The organism is Streptomyces sp. NBC_01439 (assembly GCF_036227605.1).
In the GTDB taxonomy this organism is placed as follows: Bacteria; Actinomycetota; Actinomycetes; order Streptomycetales; family Streptomycetaceae; genus Streptomyces.
The window spans coordinates 810,788-827,733 of record NZ_CP109487.1; the positions used below are offsets into that span (position 1 = coordinate 810,788).

The 16,946-nt window shown below is 73.2% G+C and carries 13 protein-coding genes; 5 read left to right on the forward strand and 8 right to left on the reverse strand.

Translation table 11 applies throughout. The annotated features are described in order from the left end of the window. The first annotated feature begins 1 nt into the window (after position 1). Together OG207_RS03815 and OG207_RS03820 are read left to right on the forward strand one after the other, a co-directional pair. Positions 2–1,780: a SulP family inorganic anion transporter gene (locus OG207_RS03815; protein WP_402694354.1), complete on the forward strand. Its 1,779-nt coding sequence runs from the start codon at positions 2–4 to the stop codon at positions 1,778–1,780. 61 nt (positions 1,781–1,841) lie between these two features. Beyond that, the gene (locus OG207_RS03820) at positions 1,842–3,521 is read left to right on the forward strand and encodes an alpha/beta hydrolase (RefSeq protein WP_329095870.1); all 1,680 of its coding nucleotides are present in this window, start codon (positions 1,842–1,844) and stop codon (positions 3,519–3,521) included. Positions 3,522–3,538: 17 nt separating this feature from the next. Here the strand turns inward: OG207_RS03820 and OG207_RS03825 are convergent, their stop codons facing one another. The 8 genes from OG207_RS03825 to OG207_RS03860 all read right to left on the reverse strand — a co-directional run bounded on the left by OG207_RS03825 (position 3,539) and on the right by OG207_RS03860 (position 12,291). After that, positions 3,539–4,276 (reverse strand): CPBP family intramembrane glutamic endopeptidase, encoded by a 738-nt coding sequence (locus OG207_RS03825; RefSeq protein WP_329095871.1) that lies wholly within the window; start codon positions 4,274–4,276, stop codon positions 3,539–3,541. A 223-nt stretch (positions 4,277–4,499) separates the two neighbouring features. Beyond that, the gene (locus OG207_RS03830) at positions 4,500–5,009 is read right to left on the reverse strand and encodes a nucleoside deaminase (protein WP_329095873.1); all 510 of its coding nucleotides are present in this window, start codon (positions 5,007–5,009) and stop codon (positions 4,500–4,502) included. A gap of 140 nt (positions 5,010–5,149) precedes the next feature. Beyond that, entirely contained in the window at positions 5,150–5,302 is a 153-nt protein-coding gene (locus tag OG207_RS03835; RefSeq protein ID WP_329095875.1) for a hypothetical protein, read from the reverse strand. Between the two features lie 319 nt (positions 5,303–5,621). Continuing rightward, entirely contained in the window at positions 5,622–6,851 is a 1,230-nt protein-coding gene (locus OG207_RS03840) for a Dyp-type peroxidase (RefSeq protein ID WP_329095877.1), read from the reverse strand. Next, entirely contained in the window at positions 6,848–8,104 is a 1,257-nt protein-coding gene (locus OG207_RS03845) for a hypothetical protein (protein WP_329095879.1), read from the reverse strand. Before OG207_RS03845 ends, OG207_RS03840 begins: the two co-directional genes overlap by 4 nt. A 139-nt stretch (positions 8,105–8,243) precedes the next feature. Further along, the gene (locus OG207_RS03850) at positions 8,244–9,440 is read right to left on the reverse strand and encodes an NAD(P)/FAD-dependent oxidoreductase (RefSeq protein ID WP_329095881.1); all 1,197 of its coding nucleotides are present in this window, start codon (positions 9,438–9,440) and stop codon (positions 8,244–8,246) included. Next, a complete protein-coding gene (locus OG207_RS03855) occupies positions 9,437–10,855 on the reverse strand; it encodes an FAD-dependent oxidoreductase (RefSeq protein ID WP_329095883.1) in 1,419 nt (472 codons plus the stop codon). Before OG207_RS03855 ends, OG207_RS03850 begins: the two co-directional genes overlap by 4 nt. Continuing rightward, positions 10,852–12,291, reverse strand: a complete 1,440-nt coding sequence (locus tag OG207_RS03860; protein ID WP_329095885.1) for an FGGY family carbohydrate kinase — start codon at positions 12,289–12,291, stop codon at positions 10,852–10,854. Before OG207_RS03860 ends, OG207_RS03855 begins: the two co-directional genes overlap by 4 nt. Positions 12,292–12,694: 403 nt before the next feature. Here OG207_RS03860 and OG207_RS03865 point away from each other — a divergent pair, with 403 nt between their 5' ends. The 3 genes from OG207_RS03865 to OG207_RS03875 all read left to right on the forward strand — a co-directional run bounded on the left by OG207_RS03865 (position 12,695) and on the right by OG207_RS03875 (position 16,792). After that, positions 12,695–13,675, forward strand: coding sequence for a hypothetical protein (locus OG207_RS03865; RefSeq protein ID WP_329095887.1), 981 nt, complete (start codon positions 12,695–12,697; stop codon positions 13,673–13,675). 261 nt (positions 13,676–13,936) lie between these two features. After that, positions 13,937–15,361, forward strand: coding sequence for an amino acid permease (locus OG207_RS03870; protein WP_329107425.1), 1,425 nt, complete (start codon positions 13,937–13,939; stop codon positions 15,359–15,361). A gap of 243 nt (positions 15,362–15,604) precedes the next feature. Continuing rightward, the gene (locus tag OG207_RS03875; protein WP_329095889.1) at positions 15,605–16,792 is read left to right on the forward strand and encodes a D-alanyl-D-alanine carboxypeptidase family protein; all 1,188 of its coding nucleotides are present in this window, start codon (positions 15,605–15,607) and stop codon (positions 16,790–16,792) included. Positions 16,793–16,946 lie beyond the last annotated feature (154 nt).

Below are 16,946 nucleotides of genomic sequence, written 5' to 3' on the forward strand. Positions count from 1 at the left end.
CGTGACCAGCCGGCGCGACGGCCCCGGGGTGCTCGCGCGCTTCCAGTCGGTTCCCGGGATCCGCGCGGCGAAGTCCTACCGGCGCGCGTGGCTGCCCAAGGACCTGGTCGCGGGAGTCGTGCTGACCACGCTGCTGGTGCCGCAGGGCATGGCCTACGCCGAGCTGGCGGGCCTGCCGGCCATCACCGGCCTGTACACGACGATCCTCTGCCTGCTCGGGTACGCGGTGTTCGGGCCGTCCCGGATCCTGGTGCTGGGCCCGGACTCCTCGCTGGGTCCGATGATCGCCGCCACCGTGCTGCCGCTGGTGGCGGCCGACGGGGATCCCGACCGGGCCGTCGCACTCGCGTCGATGCTCGCGGTCATGGTGGCGGCCATCATGATCCTGGCCTCGGTGGCGAAGCTCGGTTTCATCGCCGACCTGATCTCCAAACCGACGATGATCGGCTACATGAACGGCCTGGCCCTGACCATTTTCATCGGCCAGCTCCCCAAACTGCTCGGCTTCAAGGTCGAGGCGGACAACCTGATCGGCGAGTGCGCCGGCCTCGTGCGGATGATCGCCGACGGGGCGACGGTACCGGCGGCGGCCGCCGTGGGCCTCGGCGGAATCGCTCTGATCCTGATCCTCCAGCGCTTTCTGCCGAAGGTTCCCGCGGTGCTCGTGATGGTGGTCCTGGCGATCGCCGCGGCCACCCTCTTCGACCTCGACGAGCACGGCGTCGGCCTGGTCGGCGTACTGCCCGAGGGATTCCCGCCGTTCACGCTCCCCGATGTGCGGCCCGCCGACCTCGCGCCGCTGCTCGGCGGTGCGCTGGGCATCGCCCTGGTGTCGCTGGCCGACACGATCTCCAACGCGTCCGCCTTCGCGGCCCGCGCCGGCCAGGAGGTCCGCGGCAACCAGGAGATGGCGGGCGTCGGTGCGGCCAACCTGGCGGCCGCCCTCTTCCAGGGCTTCCCCGTCAGCACCAGCGGCTCCCGGACGGCGGTGGCGGAGCGCGCGGGGGCCCGGAGCCAGCTCACCGGGGTCGTCGGGGCGGCGCTCATCGTCCTCATGCTCGTGCTGGCTCCGGGTCTGTTCCGCAACCTCCCCCAGCCGGCCCTCGCGGCCGTGGTCATCACCGCGTCGCTGTCCCTGGCCGACGTACCCGGAGCCGTACGGCTGTGGCGGCAGCGCCGGGCGGAGTTCCTGCTCTGCTTCGCGGCCTTCGCCGGCGTGGCCCTGCTCGGCGTGCTGCCCGGCATCGCCATCGCCGTGGGGCTGTCCGTACTCAACGTCTTCCGGCGGGCCTGGTGGCCGTACGACACCGTACTGGGGAGGGTGCCGGGCCTGGAGGGCTACCACGATGTCCGTTCCTACCCCGGGGCCGAGCAACTGCCGGGCCTGGTGATCTACCGGTTCGACGCCCCGCTCTTCTTCGCCAACGCCAAGACCTTCCGGGACGAGGTCAGGCGGCTGGCCGGTGGCGCGGATCCGCGGCCGAGCTGGATCGTGGTCGCCGCGGAGCCCATGACGGACGTGGACACCACCGCAGCCGACGTCCTGGAGGAGCTCGACGAGGCGCTCAACGCGGACGGTGTGCACCTGGTGTTCGCCGAGCTCAAGGACCCGGTGCGGCGCAAGATCGAGCGGTACGAACTCACCCGGACCATCGACCCCCGGCACTTCTTCCCCACCGTGGAGGCCGCGGTCGCCGCGTTCCGGCTGCGCACCGGAGCCGAGTGGTCCGCACCGGGCCCCGACGGGACGGCCGGTCCCTCGTCCACCGGCCCGACATGACGGCCCGCGCCCCGGATGGCACGAGCGACGCGGCGAGGGCACCATGGCCGTGGAGGACGCCATGAGCAAGGACCCGCCGGGACCTCCCGCACAGGACGAGCCGGCCCGCGAGAACCGCCGGTGGCCCCGCCTGACGCTGCCCGGCTGCTGGGGCGCGCTCCTCCTGGCCTGTGTGTCCTTCACCCCGTCGCTGCTCCCCCGCGGAGGCGTGCTCCAGGGCCTGGTCTGCGGCATCAGCGCGGCCATCGGCTACGGGCTGGGCGTGGTCGCGGCCTCCGTGTGGCGCGCCTTCGCCGACCGGGAGGCGCGGATCCCCTCGCGCCGGTCGTGGCTCGTCCTGATCGTCAGCGCGGTCGTGCTCTTCGGCGTCTCGTTCGGCCTCGGCCAGTACTGGCAGCACGAGATCCGTCTGCTCATGGGAGTCAGCGACTACAACGTCCTGTTCACCGTCGCCTGCCCGTTCGTCGCGGCCCTCGTCTTCCTGCTGCTGCTCCTGGCCGGGCGGGGGCTCCGGGCCCTGTACCACCGGGCCGCCGACCTGCTGGGGCGCTGGATCGGCAGACGGGCGGCGCGGGTGGTCGGCTGGCTCCTGGTGGCGGGCCTGGCGTGGGCCGCGTTCTCCGGGCTGCTGCTGAACGGCTTCGTGAACGCGTCCAACGAGGCCTTCTCGCTGCGCGACACGGAAACCCCGGAAGGAGTGCACCAGCCCACGTCGGCGCTGCGTTCGGGCGGGCCCGGCTCGCTGGTGCCGTGGGACTCGCTGGGCCGGGAGGGTCGGGCGTTCGCCGATGGCGGGCCGTCGGCCCAGGAGATCGGCGCGTTCACCCACCGTACGGCGCAGGAGCCCGTCCGCGCCTACGCCGGACTGGAGACCTCCGACGACACGGAGACGCGCGCGGCCCGGGCGGTCGCGGACCTCGAACGGGCGGGCGGCTTCCAGCGCGAGAACCTGCTCGTGATGACCACGACGGGCAGTGGCTGGGTCGATCCCGCCGCCGTGGACTCGTTCGAGTACCTGGGGAACGGCGACTCGGCCACCGTGGCGATCCAGTACTCGTACCTGCCGTCGTGGATGTCGTACCTGGTGGACCAGTCCAAGGCGCGCGCGGCCGGCCGCGACCTCTTCGACGCGGTCTACGACAAGTGGTCCAAGCTGCCCCAGGACCAGCGCCCGCGCCTGTTCGTGGCGGGGGAGAGCCTGGGGTCGTTCGGCGGTGAGACGGCCTTCAGCGGGGAGGCCGACCTGCGCAACCGCACCGCCGGCACCGTGTTCGCCGGCCCGCCCAACTTCAACACGCTGTTCCGCGAGTTCAGCGACCACCGCGACGCGGGCAGCCCCGAGATCGAACCCGTCTACCGGGAAGGACGGACCGTCCGGTTCACCGACGACCCGGCCACCGGGACGCCTCCGGCGGACCGGCCGTGGGACGGCCCGCGGGTGCTCTACCTGATGCACCCGTCCGATCCGATCGTCTGGTGGAGCCCGAACCTGGCGCTCACCGAGCCCGACTGGATCGGGCAGCGGCCCGGCTCGGACGTGCTCGAAGCCATGGTCTGGATCCCGTTCGTGACCTTCTGGCAGGTCACCGCCGACCTGCCGTTCTCGACCGGCGTACCGGACGGCCACGGCCACACGTACAAGGCCGCGTACGTCGACGCCTGGAACGACATCATGCGGCCCGACGGATTCACCGCGCAGGACCTGAACCAGCTCAAGGACATCGTCTCGCCGAAGAGCTGAGCCCACCCCACCGCCGGTCAGCGCAGCAGGTACCCGACGAGGTAGCCGAAGGCGTTGACCGCCCAGTGCAGGCCCATGGGAGCCAGCAGGCTGCCGCTGCGGCGGCGCAGTTCGCAGAACAGGACGCCGGCCGCCGCCGTGAACAGCACGGCGCCCAGCACCGCCCCGAACGCCGACTGGCCGACGACCGAGCCCACGGCCGGTTTCGCAGTCGCCAGGTGCAGCGACGGCAGCACGTGCCACAGCCCGAACAGCAGGCTCGACACGGCGGTCGCCCAGACCGCTCCGCGGACGCGGTCCACGAGGCCGTAGAGCACGCCGCGGAAGGCGATCTCCTCCACCAGGACCGTGCCGACGGGTACCAGGACGAACACGCGGAGCAGCACCTCGCCGCCGTCCATCGCGTCGTACCGCCGGTCTTCGAACAGCCCCCTGGTGGCCGGCAGCAGGGCCCCGGCCAGGTAGACGACGCCGACCAGGCCGATCAGGACCAGCGCCCAACGGGCACCGCGGGCCAGCGTGCCCCGGGCCAGACCCGCGTCCGCGGGGGTGCCGCCGGCCCAGCGGAGCACGCCGAGCAGCAGGCCGCTGACCACGACGGCCGTCACCGGGCCCCACGCACCGGTCCAGCGGTGCAGGACCAGGTTGGCGGCGCCGAGGACGACCACCGTGACCCCCACGGCCGGCCAGGTACCGATGCGACGCGGGCGTCGATCGTGTCGCCGCCCGGCGTCATCGGCGGTGCTGCGGGGCATGAGAACCCACCTCGGTCATGACGACAGGTCAGTCGCCCTCATCTTGCACCGTCGCCGCGGAACACGACGGCCGCAACCCCGGGGGGGCGCCGGCCCGCGGGGTCCTCACTGCCGTCCGTGCTCGTTCACCTGGTGTTGCGGTGCCGGAAAGTTCCGGCGTCCACAGTGGTCCGGTCGGTCCGGTCCACTCGGTGTCGGTCCACGGCGGACCAGGACCGCTGCCTCAGTAGTCGATGCGGTCGGTCTTGGCCACCCACGCGTCGAAGGGCTCCGTGCGGTTGGGCAGGTCCAGCTGCTCGATCGCCAGCGGCCACTTCGACGCGGGCTGCTTCTCGAACAGGTCGTAGAACTTGCGGTCGTCGAAGCCGGCCACTGCGGCGTCGTGCCGGTCGGCGGCGAAGACGATCCGGTCGACCCGCGCCCACAGCGCCGAGGAAAGACACATCGGACACGGTTCGCACGAGGTCACCAACACGCAGCCTTCGAGCGAGAACGTGTCGAGCTCCTTGCAGGCGGCACGCATCGCGCTCACCTCGGCGTGGGCGGTGGGGTCCAGGGTGGAGGTGACCCGGTTGTTCCCGAGCGCGACGATCTCGCCGCCCTTGGCGACCAGGGCGCCGAACGGCCCGCCGCCGTTCGCCACGCTGTTCGTGGCGAGTCTGATCGCCTCGTCCAGCCAGGTGCGCTTGAGGTCCTGGATGTTCGCTTCTTGGGTGTGCGCGGTCACGGTCACTCCTTAGGGGACGGTGGGGGATTTCCCTGGTGTGCTGCCCGCCTGGGGGGCGGACCAGGGACGAGGGGTGGGGCTCGCGGGTGCCGCTTCGAGGCCGGCTTCCGGGGATCGGCACGGTCGGCGGCACCCGCGGGAGCTCGCTACGGCCGGATGCCTGCGATGTGCTCCGGTGCGACCGGGCCACGGGACAGGTCCGCCCCCGGCGCATTGCGGACGGCGAGTTCCGCGGTGACGGTGACGCCCGGGTCGAGCCGGGCCACGGCGAGCAGCCGTCCGGACAACGTCTCGCTCAAGGCTGCCTCTCCCCCGTTTCGTTGCATCCTGTGTGAAGGAGTAGACAGGCAACCGGGCCGAGTCAGGCAGGGACGGAAGACATGAAATCGTCCGCTGGCTGAAACCCACTCTTCGTACAGATCTACAAAACCCCTTCCCCGGACACGACATGGCCTCTGGTCAATAGTCCAGCGGACCAACCCGGAAGCGAACCTTCCTGATGGAGGCGGTCGTTGGCACAGAGGTCCGCTCGAACCGGCCGGTGCGGGCGAAGCGGAACGTCCCAATGGCCCGCGGGTCGGTGGTCGCGCACTGCCAGGGCGGCGCGTGGGCGGTCGTTCAGCCGAACGCTTCGGCCCCGGGATAGGGGGCTCCGTCCCGAACGGGCGGGACCAGATACGTACCTGCCGCCCGTACCGTCAGCAGCCGCCCGGCCGGTCCGTCCGGACCGGGCTGCCCGCCGAAGTTGACGCCACCCAGCCAGCCGCGCTGGGTGAGGATGCGCAGCACCCGTTCGGGGCTGTCCTGGAAGCCGACGAAGTTCAGCCCGGCCCGGAAGCCGGGGGCGGCCGCGACCGGTTCGAAGAACTCGTACCCCTGCCGGAACACCCGCAGCGAGCCGCTCTGGTCGGGGTCGGCGGTGCCGGTCAGATTGGACCGCCGCACATGGCTGGTGAGCAGCACCGGATCGGCGGTGGGCCCCGGCTCCAGGAAGTCCTCGTTGCCCGGTTGCGTCACCTCGGTGGTTCCGGTCACCGGACAGCCCGCGGCCGGTACGGGCCGTCCGTCGGCATCACGTCCGGTGAGCGGGGCTCCGGTGAGCTTGTCCCGGCCGACGAGGAGCTCCTGCTGCGCGCGCGGCAGGAGGTGCCACTGGTCGAGGTCGACGGCGAGGCGGGCGAAGACCAGGCAGGTACCGCCGATCGTCCACGGGTCCGGGCCCGCGTCGGCCGCTCCGATGCTGATGACCCGTTCCCGGTCGGCGCTCTCCAGGTTGGACACGCCGTCGTGGAAGCCGATCCAGCTGCGCCGGTCGTCGCGCTGGAATCCGGTGTGGATGCCCGCGATCTCCAGCGTGGCCGTCCGCGAGTCGCCGGTGCGCGCGCCGCGCAGCAGCTTCCACAGCTCCACCACGGCGCGCGAGACCGCGAGCTGGGTGTCCGCGGTGAGCTGCAGGCAGAACTCCTCCGTGGCGTCGTTGCGGGTGACGTCCGCCGCGTAGGACAGGCCCCCGCCGACCAGCAGCGGCCCGCCGCCGGTGGGGCGGGGCGAGCGGAACCGCAGCCGCGGGCCGAGTGCGGCCGGGCAGGGCAGTTTCGCGCCGGCGATGTCGAACGCCTTCGGGCCGAAGCCGAGCAGGAACTCCAGGCCGGCGCTCGGCACCGGGTGGCCCGGCAGTTCCGGCACGACGCCGTCGGCGAGGCCGCGCAGCAACGTGGTCACCTCGCGCAGCGCGTCGTCGACGGCCGCGGCGTCGGCCTCCGGGTCGGCCCGCAGGAAGACGAGCGCGAGATGGCCGGGTGGGCGCCGGCCGGGCCCGTGGTAGATCCCGTCCTGGAGGACGCTCATCTCCCGCCCCGGGGGCGGCTGCCCGGGGCTGCGGGTCGCAGGGCCTCGGCCTCGAAGGCTTCCTTAAGCGGCCCCACGGTGTCGGTGCACACGCGCGCGTCCCGGCAGCGGACGGGCCCGGGCGAGTCGGCGAGGACCACGAAGTCGCGGGGCGGTACGGGCCTCGGTGCGCCGAGCGCGACGATCGGGCCTACCTGTACCTGGCGCACGACCTCGTAGCCACCGGTCAGGGGTTCCTCCGCATCGCCCTCCACCACGGTGATCTCGTCGAGGAAGTGCGGGTCGTCGTCAGCCGGTCCGAACTCCAGCCGCTGGGTCAGCCCCTGTTGGCCGCGGCCCAGCCGGATCCACGGGTCCGGGACGGGGCCGCCCTCGAAGAGGAAGACCTCGGAGGTGAACTGCTGGATGTACATGCCCAGTGGGTCGGCGAAGGACACGGTCCGGCCGTGGAAGGCGGCGTCCGCCGCGGCCAGCGCGGCGGCCGGGTCGGCGTGGCGGCAGGACAGGGCTTCGAGCCCGGGCTGCTGGCGGAAGATCTGGTCCCGTCCGGCCGGTTCGAAGCCGCCCGCGGAGTTCCGGCGGGCGTAGGGCTTCGCGCCGAACATCACGATGTAGATCAGGTCGTCCAGCCCGTTGATGGGGTGGGCCATGAACAGGGCGTTGACCGCGTTGAGGGAGCCCGCCGGTTCGGCCGGGACGTCGGCGTCGATCAGGTCGGTGTGCTGTCCGTGGCCGGTCAGGTGGCGGGCGAAGGCCACGCGGCGCTGGGTCGGGGCGAGCAGCTGCGGGTCCGCGACGGCGGGTCCGTAGAGTTCCTGCCAGCGGGGTTCGGTGCCGAGCGTCCCGGTGAGGATTTCCCGCAGGCGGGCCGGGGCGTGCTCGGCGAGCATCAGGTAGTACTCGGGGAGCTCGGTGGTGACCTGCACCCGCTTGGGGCGGATCCGTCCCTCGGTGTCGGTCGCGCTGATGACCGCGTACTCGCAGTACTCGTTGTGCAGGGCGCGGCGGCCGCGCACGCCCCAGTCGGACAGCGTGCAGGCCGTGGCGGCGTCGAAGCAGAACTCCGGCTCCGCCGGATTGCCGAACCAAGTGACGGCCACCCGGTCGACGGTCGGACCGTCGGGCTCCAGGGTGAAGTACTGGCTCCCCAGTTCAGGCTCGAGGCGCCTGAACTGGCGGTCGATCTCCTTGTTCCAGTGGTCCAGGAGATCGGGGGTCAGGTCGTCGGCCAGTCCGGGGGCGGAGAACGGCACGTCGGTACCTCCTGACGGGGCGCAGCCCCGTAGGTGACGTTGTGAGCGACGGGAGTCGTGACACAGAGTATCCGAAACATTCACGGAAAGTAGTCGACGGCGCGCCCGGCGTCGTCCTCCGTGCCCGGGAGCGCGGCCGTCAGCCGACGGCCAGCACGACCGGGCCGCCCGACCGGTCGACCCGGTCCGTCCACCCCGCCGGCAGCCTCATCGACCGCGACGGCGTCGCCCGGACCGGGAACCGCCGCCGCCACAGGAGCCGGCCGTCCTGGGCCGCCGTCAGCACCGGGGCGGTCAGCGGCTCATCGGACCGCAGCAGCATCGGCCGCCCCCCGAGGTCCTTGAGCCGGTTCGGTGCCACCCACAGCAACGGGGCCCGGACGGCCAGCGGCGGACCGGCATCCGGCCACGGTGCACCCGACAGTCGGGCGAGGATCGGGGCCGCGGCAGCCTCACCCTCCGCGGCCGCGGTGGCAGCGGGTTCGACGCCGTGCAGGGCGTTGCCGACCGCGAACACCCCCGCCGTCGACGTACGGAAGGACGCGTCCACGGAAGGACCGCGGGTGCCCGGGTCCAGGGCCACGCCACCGCGGCGCGCCAACTCGTGGTCGGGGATCCAGTCGCCGGTGAAGACCACCGTGTCGCACGCCAGGACCCCGCAGCGGCCGTCCTCGTGGCGCACGGCCACGCCCGACAGGCGTCCCCGGCCGCGCAGTTCGGCCACCGTCGTGGCCGTGAGCAGCGGTACTCCCGGCACGGCGGCGGCACGGGGGCGCTCCGTGACCACGGCCACCACCTCCGTTCCCGCCCGGCGCAGGGTGCGTACGGCGTGCCGGGCCACCGGCTCGGCGCCCACCACGACGGCCCTGCGGCCGACGTCCTGTCCGTACAGGTGGACCGACTGCTGTAGCTCCCCGGTGGTCAGCACGCCCGCCGGCCGGGAGCCGGGCACCAGCCGGGCGCTGCGCGGGCGCTCGCGGGCGCCCGTGGCGAGGACGACGGCCCGGGCCGTGATCCGCTCCGGGCCCGCCGGGCTCGTGGTCTCCAAGGTCAGCGGGCCGGCCCAGCCGGTGGCGCTGACACCGGTACGGACCGTCGCCCCGGCCGCCGTCGCCGCCCGCACGGCGCGCCGCGCGTACGCCGGTCCGGTGAGCCAGGGGCGTACGGGCCCCCCGAAGCCGCCGTGGTGGCAGTGTCGCGGCACTCCGCCCGCGTCCTGCTCGCGCTCCAGGACCTCGACGTGGCCCGCGCCCGCGCCCGCGAGGCGGGCGGCGAGGGCCAGCCCGGCGGGACCGGCGCCGACGACCAGGACGTCGACCGTGCGGTCACGGCTCACGTGCGGGCCTCCTCGAACAGCGAGCGGACGGCGGCCCCGCAGTGGAAGCCCTGGCAGCGGCCGCCCCGCGCGCGCGTGCGCCGCCGCAGGCCGTCCGGCGAACCGGGCGGGACGGTCGAGGCCAGCGCGTCGCGGATCTCCCCGCGCGTCACGCGCTCGCAGTGGCAGACGATCCGGCCGTACTCCGGGTCCCGTGCGATCAACTCGGCATCGCGGTAGGGCCTGAGGAACGCCTCGCCCAGGTTCGGCATCCGCACCGGCTCCAGCTCCCGGGCCCCCGCCACGGGCAGGCCGCCGTCGGCGAGCAGTTCCACGACGTGGGCGGCGATCGCCATCGAGGCCGTCAGTCCCGTCGAACGGATCCCGCCCACGGTGACGTACCGCTGCGCGGGGTGGGCCCGGATCGCGTAGTCGTCGTCGCCGGTGGCGGCCCGCAGGCCGGCGTAGACGGCCGTGACCTCCTCCTCCAGGAGGGCCGGCAGGATCCGTCGGCCCTTCTCCCGCAGCAGGGCAAGCCCCTCGGCGGTCGATCCGGTGTCCGTCTTGTCGTCCAGGTCCTCGGCGGTCGGCCCGAGCATCACGTTCCCGTACACCGTCGGCGACACCAGCACCCCCTTCCCGAGGGCGCTCGGTACGGGCAGCAGGACGTGCCGTACGAGGTCGCGGGCGAGCTCGTCGAAGACGATGAGTTGGCCGCGCCGGGGCGTCACGGCGAAGTCCGCGTGACCGAGGAGCCGGTCGATCTCGTCGGCGTACAGACCGGCCGCGTTGACCAGGTGCCGGGTGCGCAGCGGGCCCCGGCTCGTGGCCAGGGTGTGCGTTGCGCCCGACGTGACCTTCTGGACGCGGCAGTTGAGGTGGAGGTCGACGCCCGCGCGCACGGCCTGCGTGGCGTACGCGAGCGTGGTCGTCCAGGGGCAGATGATGGACTCCCCCGGCACGTGGAGGCCGCCCAGCGCCCCGGGGCCGAGCTCCGGCTCTCGGGCCCGCACCTCCTCGGCCGCGATGATCCGGGCCGCGCGGTAGCCGTTGCGTTCGGCCTTGTCCGCGAGCCCCGGTAGTGCGGCCGCCTGTTCCTCGTCCCAGGCGACGAGGAGCGCCCCGAGCGGCTCCACCGGGATGCCGCTCTCGGCGGCGTACGCGGAGAGCAGTCGGTGGCCCTCCCGGACGAGCCGGGACTCCAGGGAATCGGGCACCGCGTCGAAACCGGTGTGCAGGATGGCGGTGTTGGCCTTCGAGGTGCCGTCACCGACGTCGTCGGAGGCGTCCACCAGCGCGATCCGCAGCGGGAGCCGGGCCAGTTCGCGGGCGATCGCCGCACCCACCACGCCGGCACCGACGACCGTCACGTCGTACTCCCCGCCGGGCAGGGCGCCGCCGGTCGTGACGGTGGTGGCGGTGGTGGAGACGGTCATGCCGGTGCGTCGCCGAGCAGGGCCGAGACCGCCGCGCGGAAGCGTGCGCGGCGCTCCGTCGCCTCCGCCGCGTCGGCCCGCGGCTCGTAGACGGCGGACGGCTTCCACTGCGGGACGGCCTCGGCGACGGTGAGCGAGGGATCGAGCCCGAGCCGGGCGACGGCGCCGACGCCGAGCGCGGTGACGTCCGGCAGCGCCGAGACCTCCACGGGGATCCCGAGGAGGTCGGCCTGGGCCTGCATGAGCAGCGCGGACCGGGTCAGCCCGCCGTCGACGCGCAGGGCGGCGAGCGGGGCGCCCAGGTCGGCCGCGACCGCGTCCGCGAGCTCCGCCACCTGGGCGGCGACGCCGTCGCACAGGGCGCGCACCAGGTGCCCGGCGGTGGTGTCGAGACCCAGACCGGTGACCGAGCCCCGCAGGTCGCCCCGCCACCACGGGGCGGCGAGCCCGGCGAGCGCGGGGACGAAGGTGACGCCGCCGGCGTCCGGAACGCGCCCGCCCACGGTGTCGATGTCGGCGGCGCCGGAGATCACTCCGAGATCGGTGAGCCAGCGCACGGCGGAGGCGGCCGTGTACACCTGCCCGTCCAGGCAGTAGCTGGTCCGGCCGGCGAGCCGCCAGGCCACGCAGCCGACCAGCCCGGAGGTGCTGCGCAGGGGGCGCGGGCCGGTCTGCGCCAGGAGGAACGCGCCCGTGCCGTAGGTGCACTTGGCGGTACCGGCTTCGGTGACGCTCTGGGCGAGCAGTGCGGCCTGCTGGTCCACGAGCAGCCCCGTCAGCGGCAGCTCGGGACCGAACGCGGTGGTGGTGCCGACGCGGGTGTCCGCGTCGACGACCTCCGGCAGCCGCTCCCCCGCGAGGCCGAAGGCGTCGAGTGCCGCGTCCGACCAGCGGGTGGTGTCGAGGTCGAGCAGCTGGGTGCGGCCGGCGGTCGCCGCGTCGGTGACGAACGCGCCGGTGAGGCGGTGCACCAGCCATACGTCGCTGGTCGTCACGACTCCGCGCCGGGTCAGGTGGCGGCGTATCCAGGCCATCTTGGGGGCGGCGAAGTACGGGTCGAGCGGCAGGCCGGTCGCCTCCCGCAAAGAGGCCGCGTGGGGGGCCAGTTCGGTGCAGAGCCCTTCGGCGCGCCGGTCCTGCCAGACGATCGCGTCGGTCAGTGGTTCGCCGGTGGCCGGGTCCCAGGCCAGGACGGTCTCGCCCTGGTTGGCGAGGCCCACCGCCACCACCGGCTCGCCCGCCGCCGCCAGCGCGGCGCGTCCGGCGTCGACGACCGAGTCCAGTAGTTCGCCGGGGGTGACCTCGACCCGGCCGCCCGGCAGGTAGCGGGGCCGTACTGCGGCGGATCCGGATCCGATGACCCCGCGCACCGGACAGACGACCAGCGCCTTGGTCCCCGAGGTGCCTTGATCGACAGCGAGCACCGGGCCCGTCATCACCACTCCGTCCCTGGTGTCGCCTTGATCGAACGTCCGCCGGAAGCCTGCACCGGCCGACGCCGCCCGTCAAGATCCGTCCGAGGCCGCCGTCCGTCACTGACGCATCCTCATATGAGGATCGTGGCTTGATACTTACGTTCGAACATAGAACTGGATGCGTATGCTCCTGATCGCCATATAGTGATCGCCGATCAACGGGCAGCGACATCGACCGTGGGTCAACGGCGGGGGTTCGACGGACAGTTCTCGCATGGTTCACGCATCCCTGGCACCGGGCACGGCTGCACCACGGCAGTCGGCGGCCGGATGGACCCACCTTCCATGCGATCCGAGGACTGATGATCACGACCACCGTAGAACGCGCCCGCCCGGGCCGCCGCCCGTCGACCGGGACGAGGTGATGGCGGGCAGCGATTTCCGGCCCGTCTACCACCCGGCCGGCCACGACAAGGAGCTGCGTTCCGCCGCCCAGGACCTGCGCACCGGCCGCTGGGTCTCCATGGCGCGCTTACTGGAGCGCACCGACAACTGGGGCCTGTGGACTCAGCGAACGCAGGTGCTCGCCGCCGTGTCCGCCGGATCCGACGTGGTCCAGGCCTGGCGGGCCGAGCAACCGAACAGCGTCGCCGCACTCGTGATGCACACGCGCGTCTGCGTCGAACGGGCCGTTCGCGCCCACCGCGCCGGACACGCCCGCACCGGCGAGCTGTGGCAGGAAGCCTGGTCGACCTGCCGTGAGGCCGCCCGCATCAACCCCGCCGACCCCGTGCCCTGGGTCTGCCTGCTCGCCCTCGCCCTCCTCGACGAACAGCGGCAGATGGCCGAGCACCGGATCGCGCCACCCGCCCCGATGCTGCCCCCCGGCCCCTGGGGCATCCTCGCGGAGGTCGACAAGCGCGACCCGCACAACCGCGAGGCCTACCACCGCATGCTCCAGTTCGTGTACGCGGGCGCGCCCGGACCGCTCTCCGAGGCCGCCAACTTCGTCCACTGGGCCGCCAGCGCCGCCCCGCCGGGATCGCCCGTACACGTCCTGCCGCTCTACGTACGGGTCGAGCGCTACCGTCGCGAACGCGGCCAGGAGAAGGCGCTCGACCTGCACTGGGTCGCCGAGGACGCCGTCCGCGACGCCCTCCACGCCATGGACACCTGGTTCCACCACGCCGATCTGCCGCACGCCTCCCCGCTCGATCTGAACCAGCTCGCCCATGCCCTGTGGGGGGCCCTCCAGTTCGACGAGGCGGCCCGGGTGTTCGACACCATCGGCCCGTACTGGACCACCCTGCCGTGGGCGCACCGGACCCGCGACCCGGCCGACCGCGCCCTGGCCGAGGAGGTGTTCCTGCAGGCCAGGTCCCGCAGCCTGGCCGGCCGGAACTGACCCCCGCCGCCCTCCCCCACGGCGCCGACCCCTCTCTCCACCCGCACCACCCAAGCCTCACCCGCACCCCAGGCTCCACCCGCACGCCCGAGCTCCACCCGCACCCCCAGGCTCCACCGTCCCCGTGCTTCACAGACCCCCGGAGGTACCGCCGTGTCCAGAACCGAATGGGCAGCCCGCCAGGACCGCAAGGCCCCACCCCAGCAGGACGAGGAACAGCGCCTGCGGGAACTCGGCTACCAGCCCGTCCTCGCGCGCCGGATGGGCGGCTTCGGCAACTTCGCCATCAGCTTCTCCGTCATATCCGTCCTCTCCGGCTGCATGACGCTGTACGGGTTCGGCATGGGCTCCGGCGGCCCGGCCGTGATGCTGTGGGGCTGGGCCGGCGTGGGCCTCTTCGTGCTCTGCGTGGGTCTCGCCCTGGCCGAGGTCACGAGCGCCTACCCCACCTCCGGCGCGCTCTACTACATGGCGGACCGGCTCGGCGGACGCCGCTGGGGCTGGTACACGGGCTGGCTCAACCTGCTCGGCCTGCTAGGCGCCATCGCCGGCATCGACTACGGTGCGGCCCTGTTCACCGGCGCCTTCCTCAACCTCCGCTTCGGGTTCGTGCCCACGCCCGGATCCACGTTCCTGATCTTCCTGTGCATCCTGCTGCTGCACGCCGCGCTCAACCTCTTCGGGGTCCGCCTCGTCAGCGTGCTCAACTCCATCAGCGTCTGGTGGCACCTGGGCGGCGTCGCGGTGATCGTCGGCGCCCTGGCCTTCATCCCCGACAACCACCAGTCGGCGTCGTTCGTCTTCACCGAGTTCGTCAACGACACCGGCTGGGCCAACCCGTTCTACGTGGCGGCGGTCGGCCTGCTGCTCGCCCAGTACACCTTCTCCGGATACGACGCCTCCGCGCACCTCTCGGAAGAGACCAGCAACGCCTCCGTCTCCGCCGCGAAGGGCATCGTCCGGGCCATCTGGGTCTCCTGGATCGCCGGTTTCGCCCTGCTCGCCGGCCTCACCTTCGCCATCCAGGACTACGCGGCCGTCCAGAACAGCGCCACCGGCGTCCCGCCCGCCCAGATCTTCATCGACGCGCTGGGCTCCGGCGGGGCCACCGCCCTGCTCCTCGTCGTCATCGTCGCGCAGCTCTTCTGCGGCAACGCCGAGGTCGCCGCCGCGAGCCGGATGGTCTTCGCGTTCAGCCGGGACAACGCGCTCCCCGGATCCGCCCTGTGGCGCAAGGTCAGCGGCCGGACCCAGACGCCGGTGCCCGCCGTATGGCTCTCCGTCGCCGTCGCGGCCGTACTGACCCTCCCCTCCCTGCACTCCGCCACCGCCTACGGGGCCGTGACCGCCATCAACGTCATCGGCATCACCCCGGCCTACGCCATCCCGATCTACCTGCGCCTGCGTGCCGGCAACCGCTTCGAGCCCGGCCCCTGGAACCTGGGCCGCTGGAGCAAGCCGATCGGCTGGACCGCAGTCGTGTGGGTGGCGCTCGTCACCGTCCTGTTCTGTCTGCCCCAGAAGTCCCCCGTCACCATCGACACGATGAACTACGCCGTGATCGCCCTCGCGGTGGTCCTGCTCCTGGCCAGCGTCTGGTGGTACGTCGCCCGCCGCTCGTACGGCACCCCGTCGGCCTACGGCAACGCCCGCGAGCAGGCGGAGATCGCCGAAGACATCGTCTGATCCGGGCCGGCCGGCCCGGCCGGCCGCGCCCGCAACCCGGTCGACGGACGACCGGGTTGCGGCGCACGGCCGGTCAGCGGCGGCCGACCGGATGCTGCCGGACACTTCGGCGTCCTGCCGGTGCACCGCCCGGAACGCGACGGGGTCGGAGCGCCCTCGTCGGCCCCGCGTCCGCACCCCGGCCTACCACCGGTCGGCGTACGCCTCGCTGCGCGCGGCCCGATGCGTTTCTACGCTGGATGAATGAGCATCAGATCCTCTGGACGCAGGGCCGGCGCGGGCGCCGCGGCCCTCGCCATCGGTGCATCGGTCCTCCTCGTGCCGACGGCCGCCGGCACCGCGCGGGCGGAGCCGCTGCCACCGCGACCCGCCCCTGCCGTCGACGCCTCGCTGTTGCACCGCGCCGGGACCCACGTACGGGCGCGGCAGGGGGCGCCCGCACTGCCGGACGACGTGTCCGCCCTGTCGTGGCTGGTGGCGGACGCCGGTACGGGTGCGGTGCTCGCGGCCCACGACGCACACCGCCGGCTGCCACCGGCCAGCACCCTCAAGACGCTCTTCGCCCTCACCGCACTGCCCCACCTGCCCGGTTCGGGCCGGCACACGGTAACCGAGGCCGAGCTGGACGAGGTACCGGAGGGGAGCAGCACGGTGGGTCTGTCCGCAGATCACACCTACCGGGTGGCTGACCTGTGGCGGGGCGTCTTCCTCAGCTCGGGCAACGACGCCGTGCACGTGCTGGCCGCGATGAACGGCGGCTGGGACGTCACGTCCGCGCAGATGCAGGCCAAGGCACGCGCCCTCGGTGCGCGGGACACCACCGTCGTCTCCCCGGACGGTTTCGACGCGGACGGCCAGGCTTCCTCGGCCTACGATCTCGCCGTCTTCGGCCGTACGGGCCTCGCCGACCCCGCCTTCGCCGAGTACGCGGCGACCGCCGACGCCCGCTTCCCCGGCGGCACCAACGCCGACGGCAGTCCCACCTGGACGTACGGAATCGAGAACACCAACCGACTGGTGACCGGTCAGGACGGGACGGGCCGGTACCCGGGGATCATCGGTGTGAAGAACGGCTACACCTCCCAGGCGGGCTTCACCCTGATCGCAGCCGCCCGTCGGGACGGTCGCACGCTGCTGGCAACGGTGATGAACCCCCAGTGGGGCGGCGCGAACGCCGTGTACGAGGAAGCCCGGTCCCTGCTGGACTGGGGATTCGCCGCGGCGGGCCGGGTGGATCCGGTCGGATCGCTCGACCCCCCGCCGCCGCCCGCGGCGCCGCCCGCGACACCGCGCACCGTCGCCGCGCGCGCCGTCACCCCGGACGGGATCGACGTGGAGACGCCGGTGGTCTACGGCTTGTCGGCCGCGTTCCTCGCCGCGGTGGCGGCCCTGACCGGGGCAGCCGTCCTGCGCCGCCGCCGGAGCCCGTGACCGCGCGCACCGCACCCGGGCTCGCGGGCCTGCGCAGGACTCGAGGCGGCCCGCGGGCGGGCGCGGACGTACGAGCACGGCCTCGCCCGGGTCGTCCGCCCGCTCGCCCTCACCCCCACGCGGATCACCGTGGTGCAGCCGGTCCGGCTCCCGC

Coding starts and splice junctions, on each gene's coding strand:
- OG207_RS03820 (WP_329095870.1), top strand. CDS start 1,842: ATGAGCAAGGACCCGCCGGGACCTCCCGCACAGGACGAGCCGGCCCGC.
- OG207_RS03825 (WP_329095871.1), bottom strand. CDS start 4,276: ATGCCCCGCAGCACCGCCGATGACGCCGGGCGGCGACACGATCGACGC.
- OG207_RS03840 (WP_329095877.1), bottom strand. CDS start 6,851: ATGAGCGTCCTCCAGGACGGGATCTACCACGGGCCCGGCCGGCGCCCA.
- OG207_RS03855 (WP_329095883.1), bottom strand. CDS start 10,855: ATGACCGTCTCCACCACCGCCACCACCGTCACGACCGGCGGCGCCCTG.
- OG207_RS03860 (WP_329095885.1), bottom strand. CDS start 12,291: ATGACGGGCCCGGTGCTCGCTGTCGATCAAGGCACCTCGGGGACCAAG.
- OG207_RS03865 (WP_329095887.1), top strand. CDS start 12,695: ATGGCGGGCAGCGATTTCCGGCCCGTCTACCACCCGGCCGGCCACGAC.
- OG207_RS03870 (WP_329107425.1), top strand. CDS start 13,937: ATGGGCGGCTTCGGCAACTTCGCCATCAGCTTCTCCGTCATATCCGTC.
- OG207_RS03875 (WP_329095889.1), top strand. CDS start 15,605: ATGAGCATCAGATCCTCTGGACGCAGGGCCGGCGCGGGCGCCGCGGCC.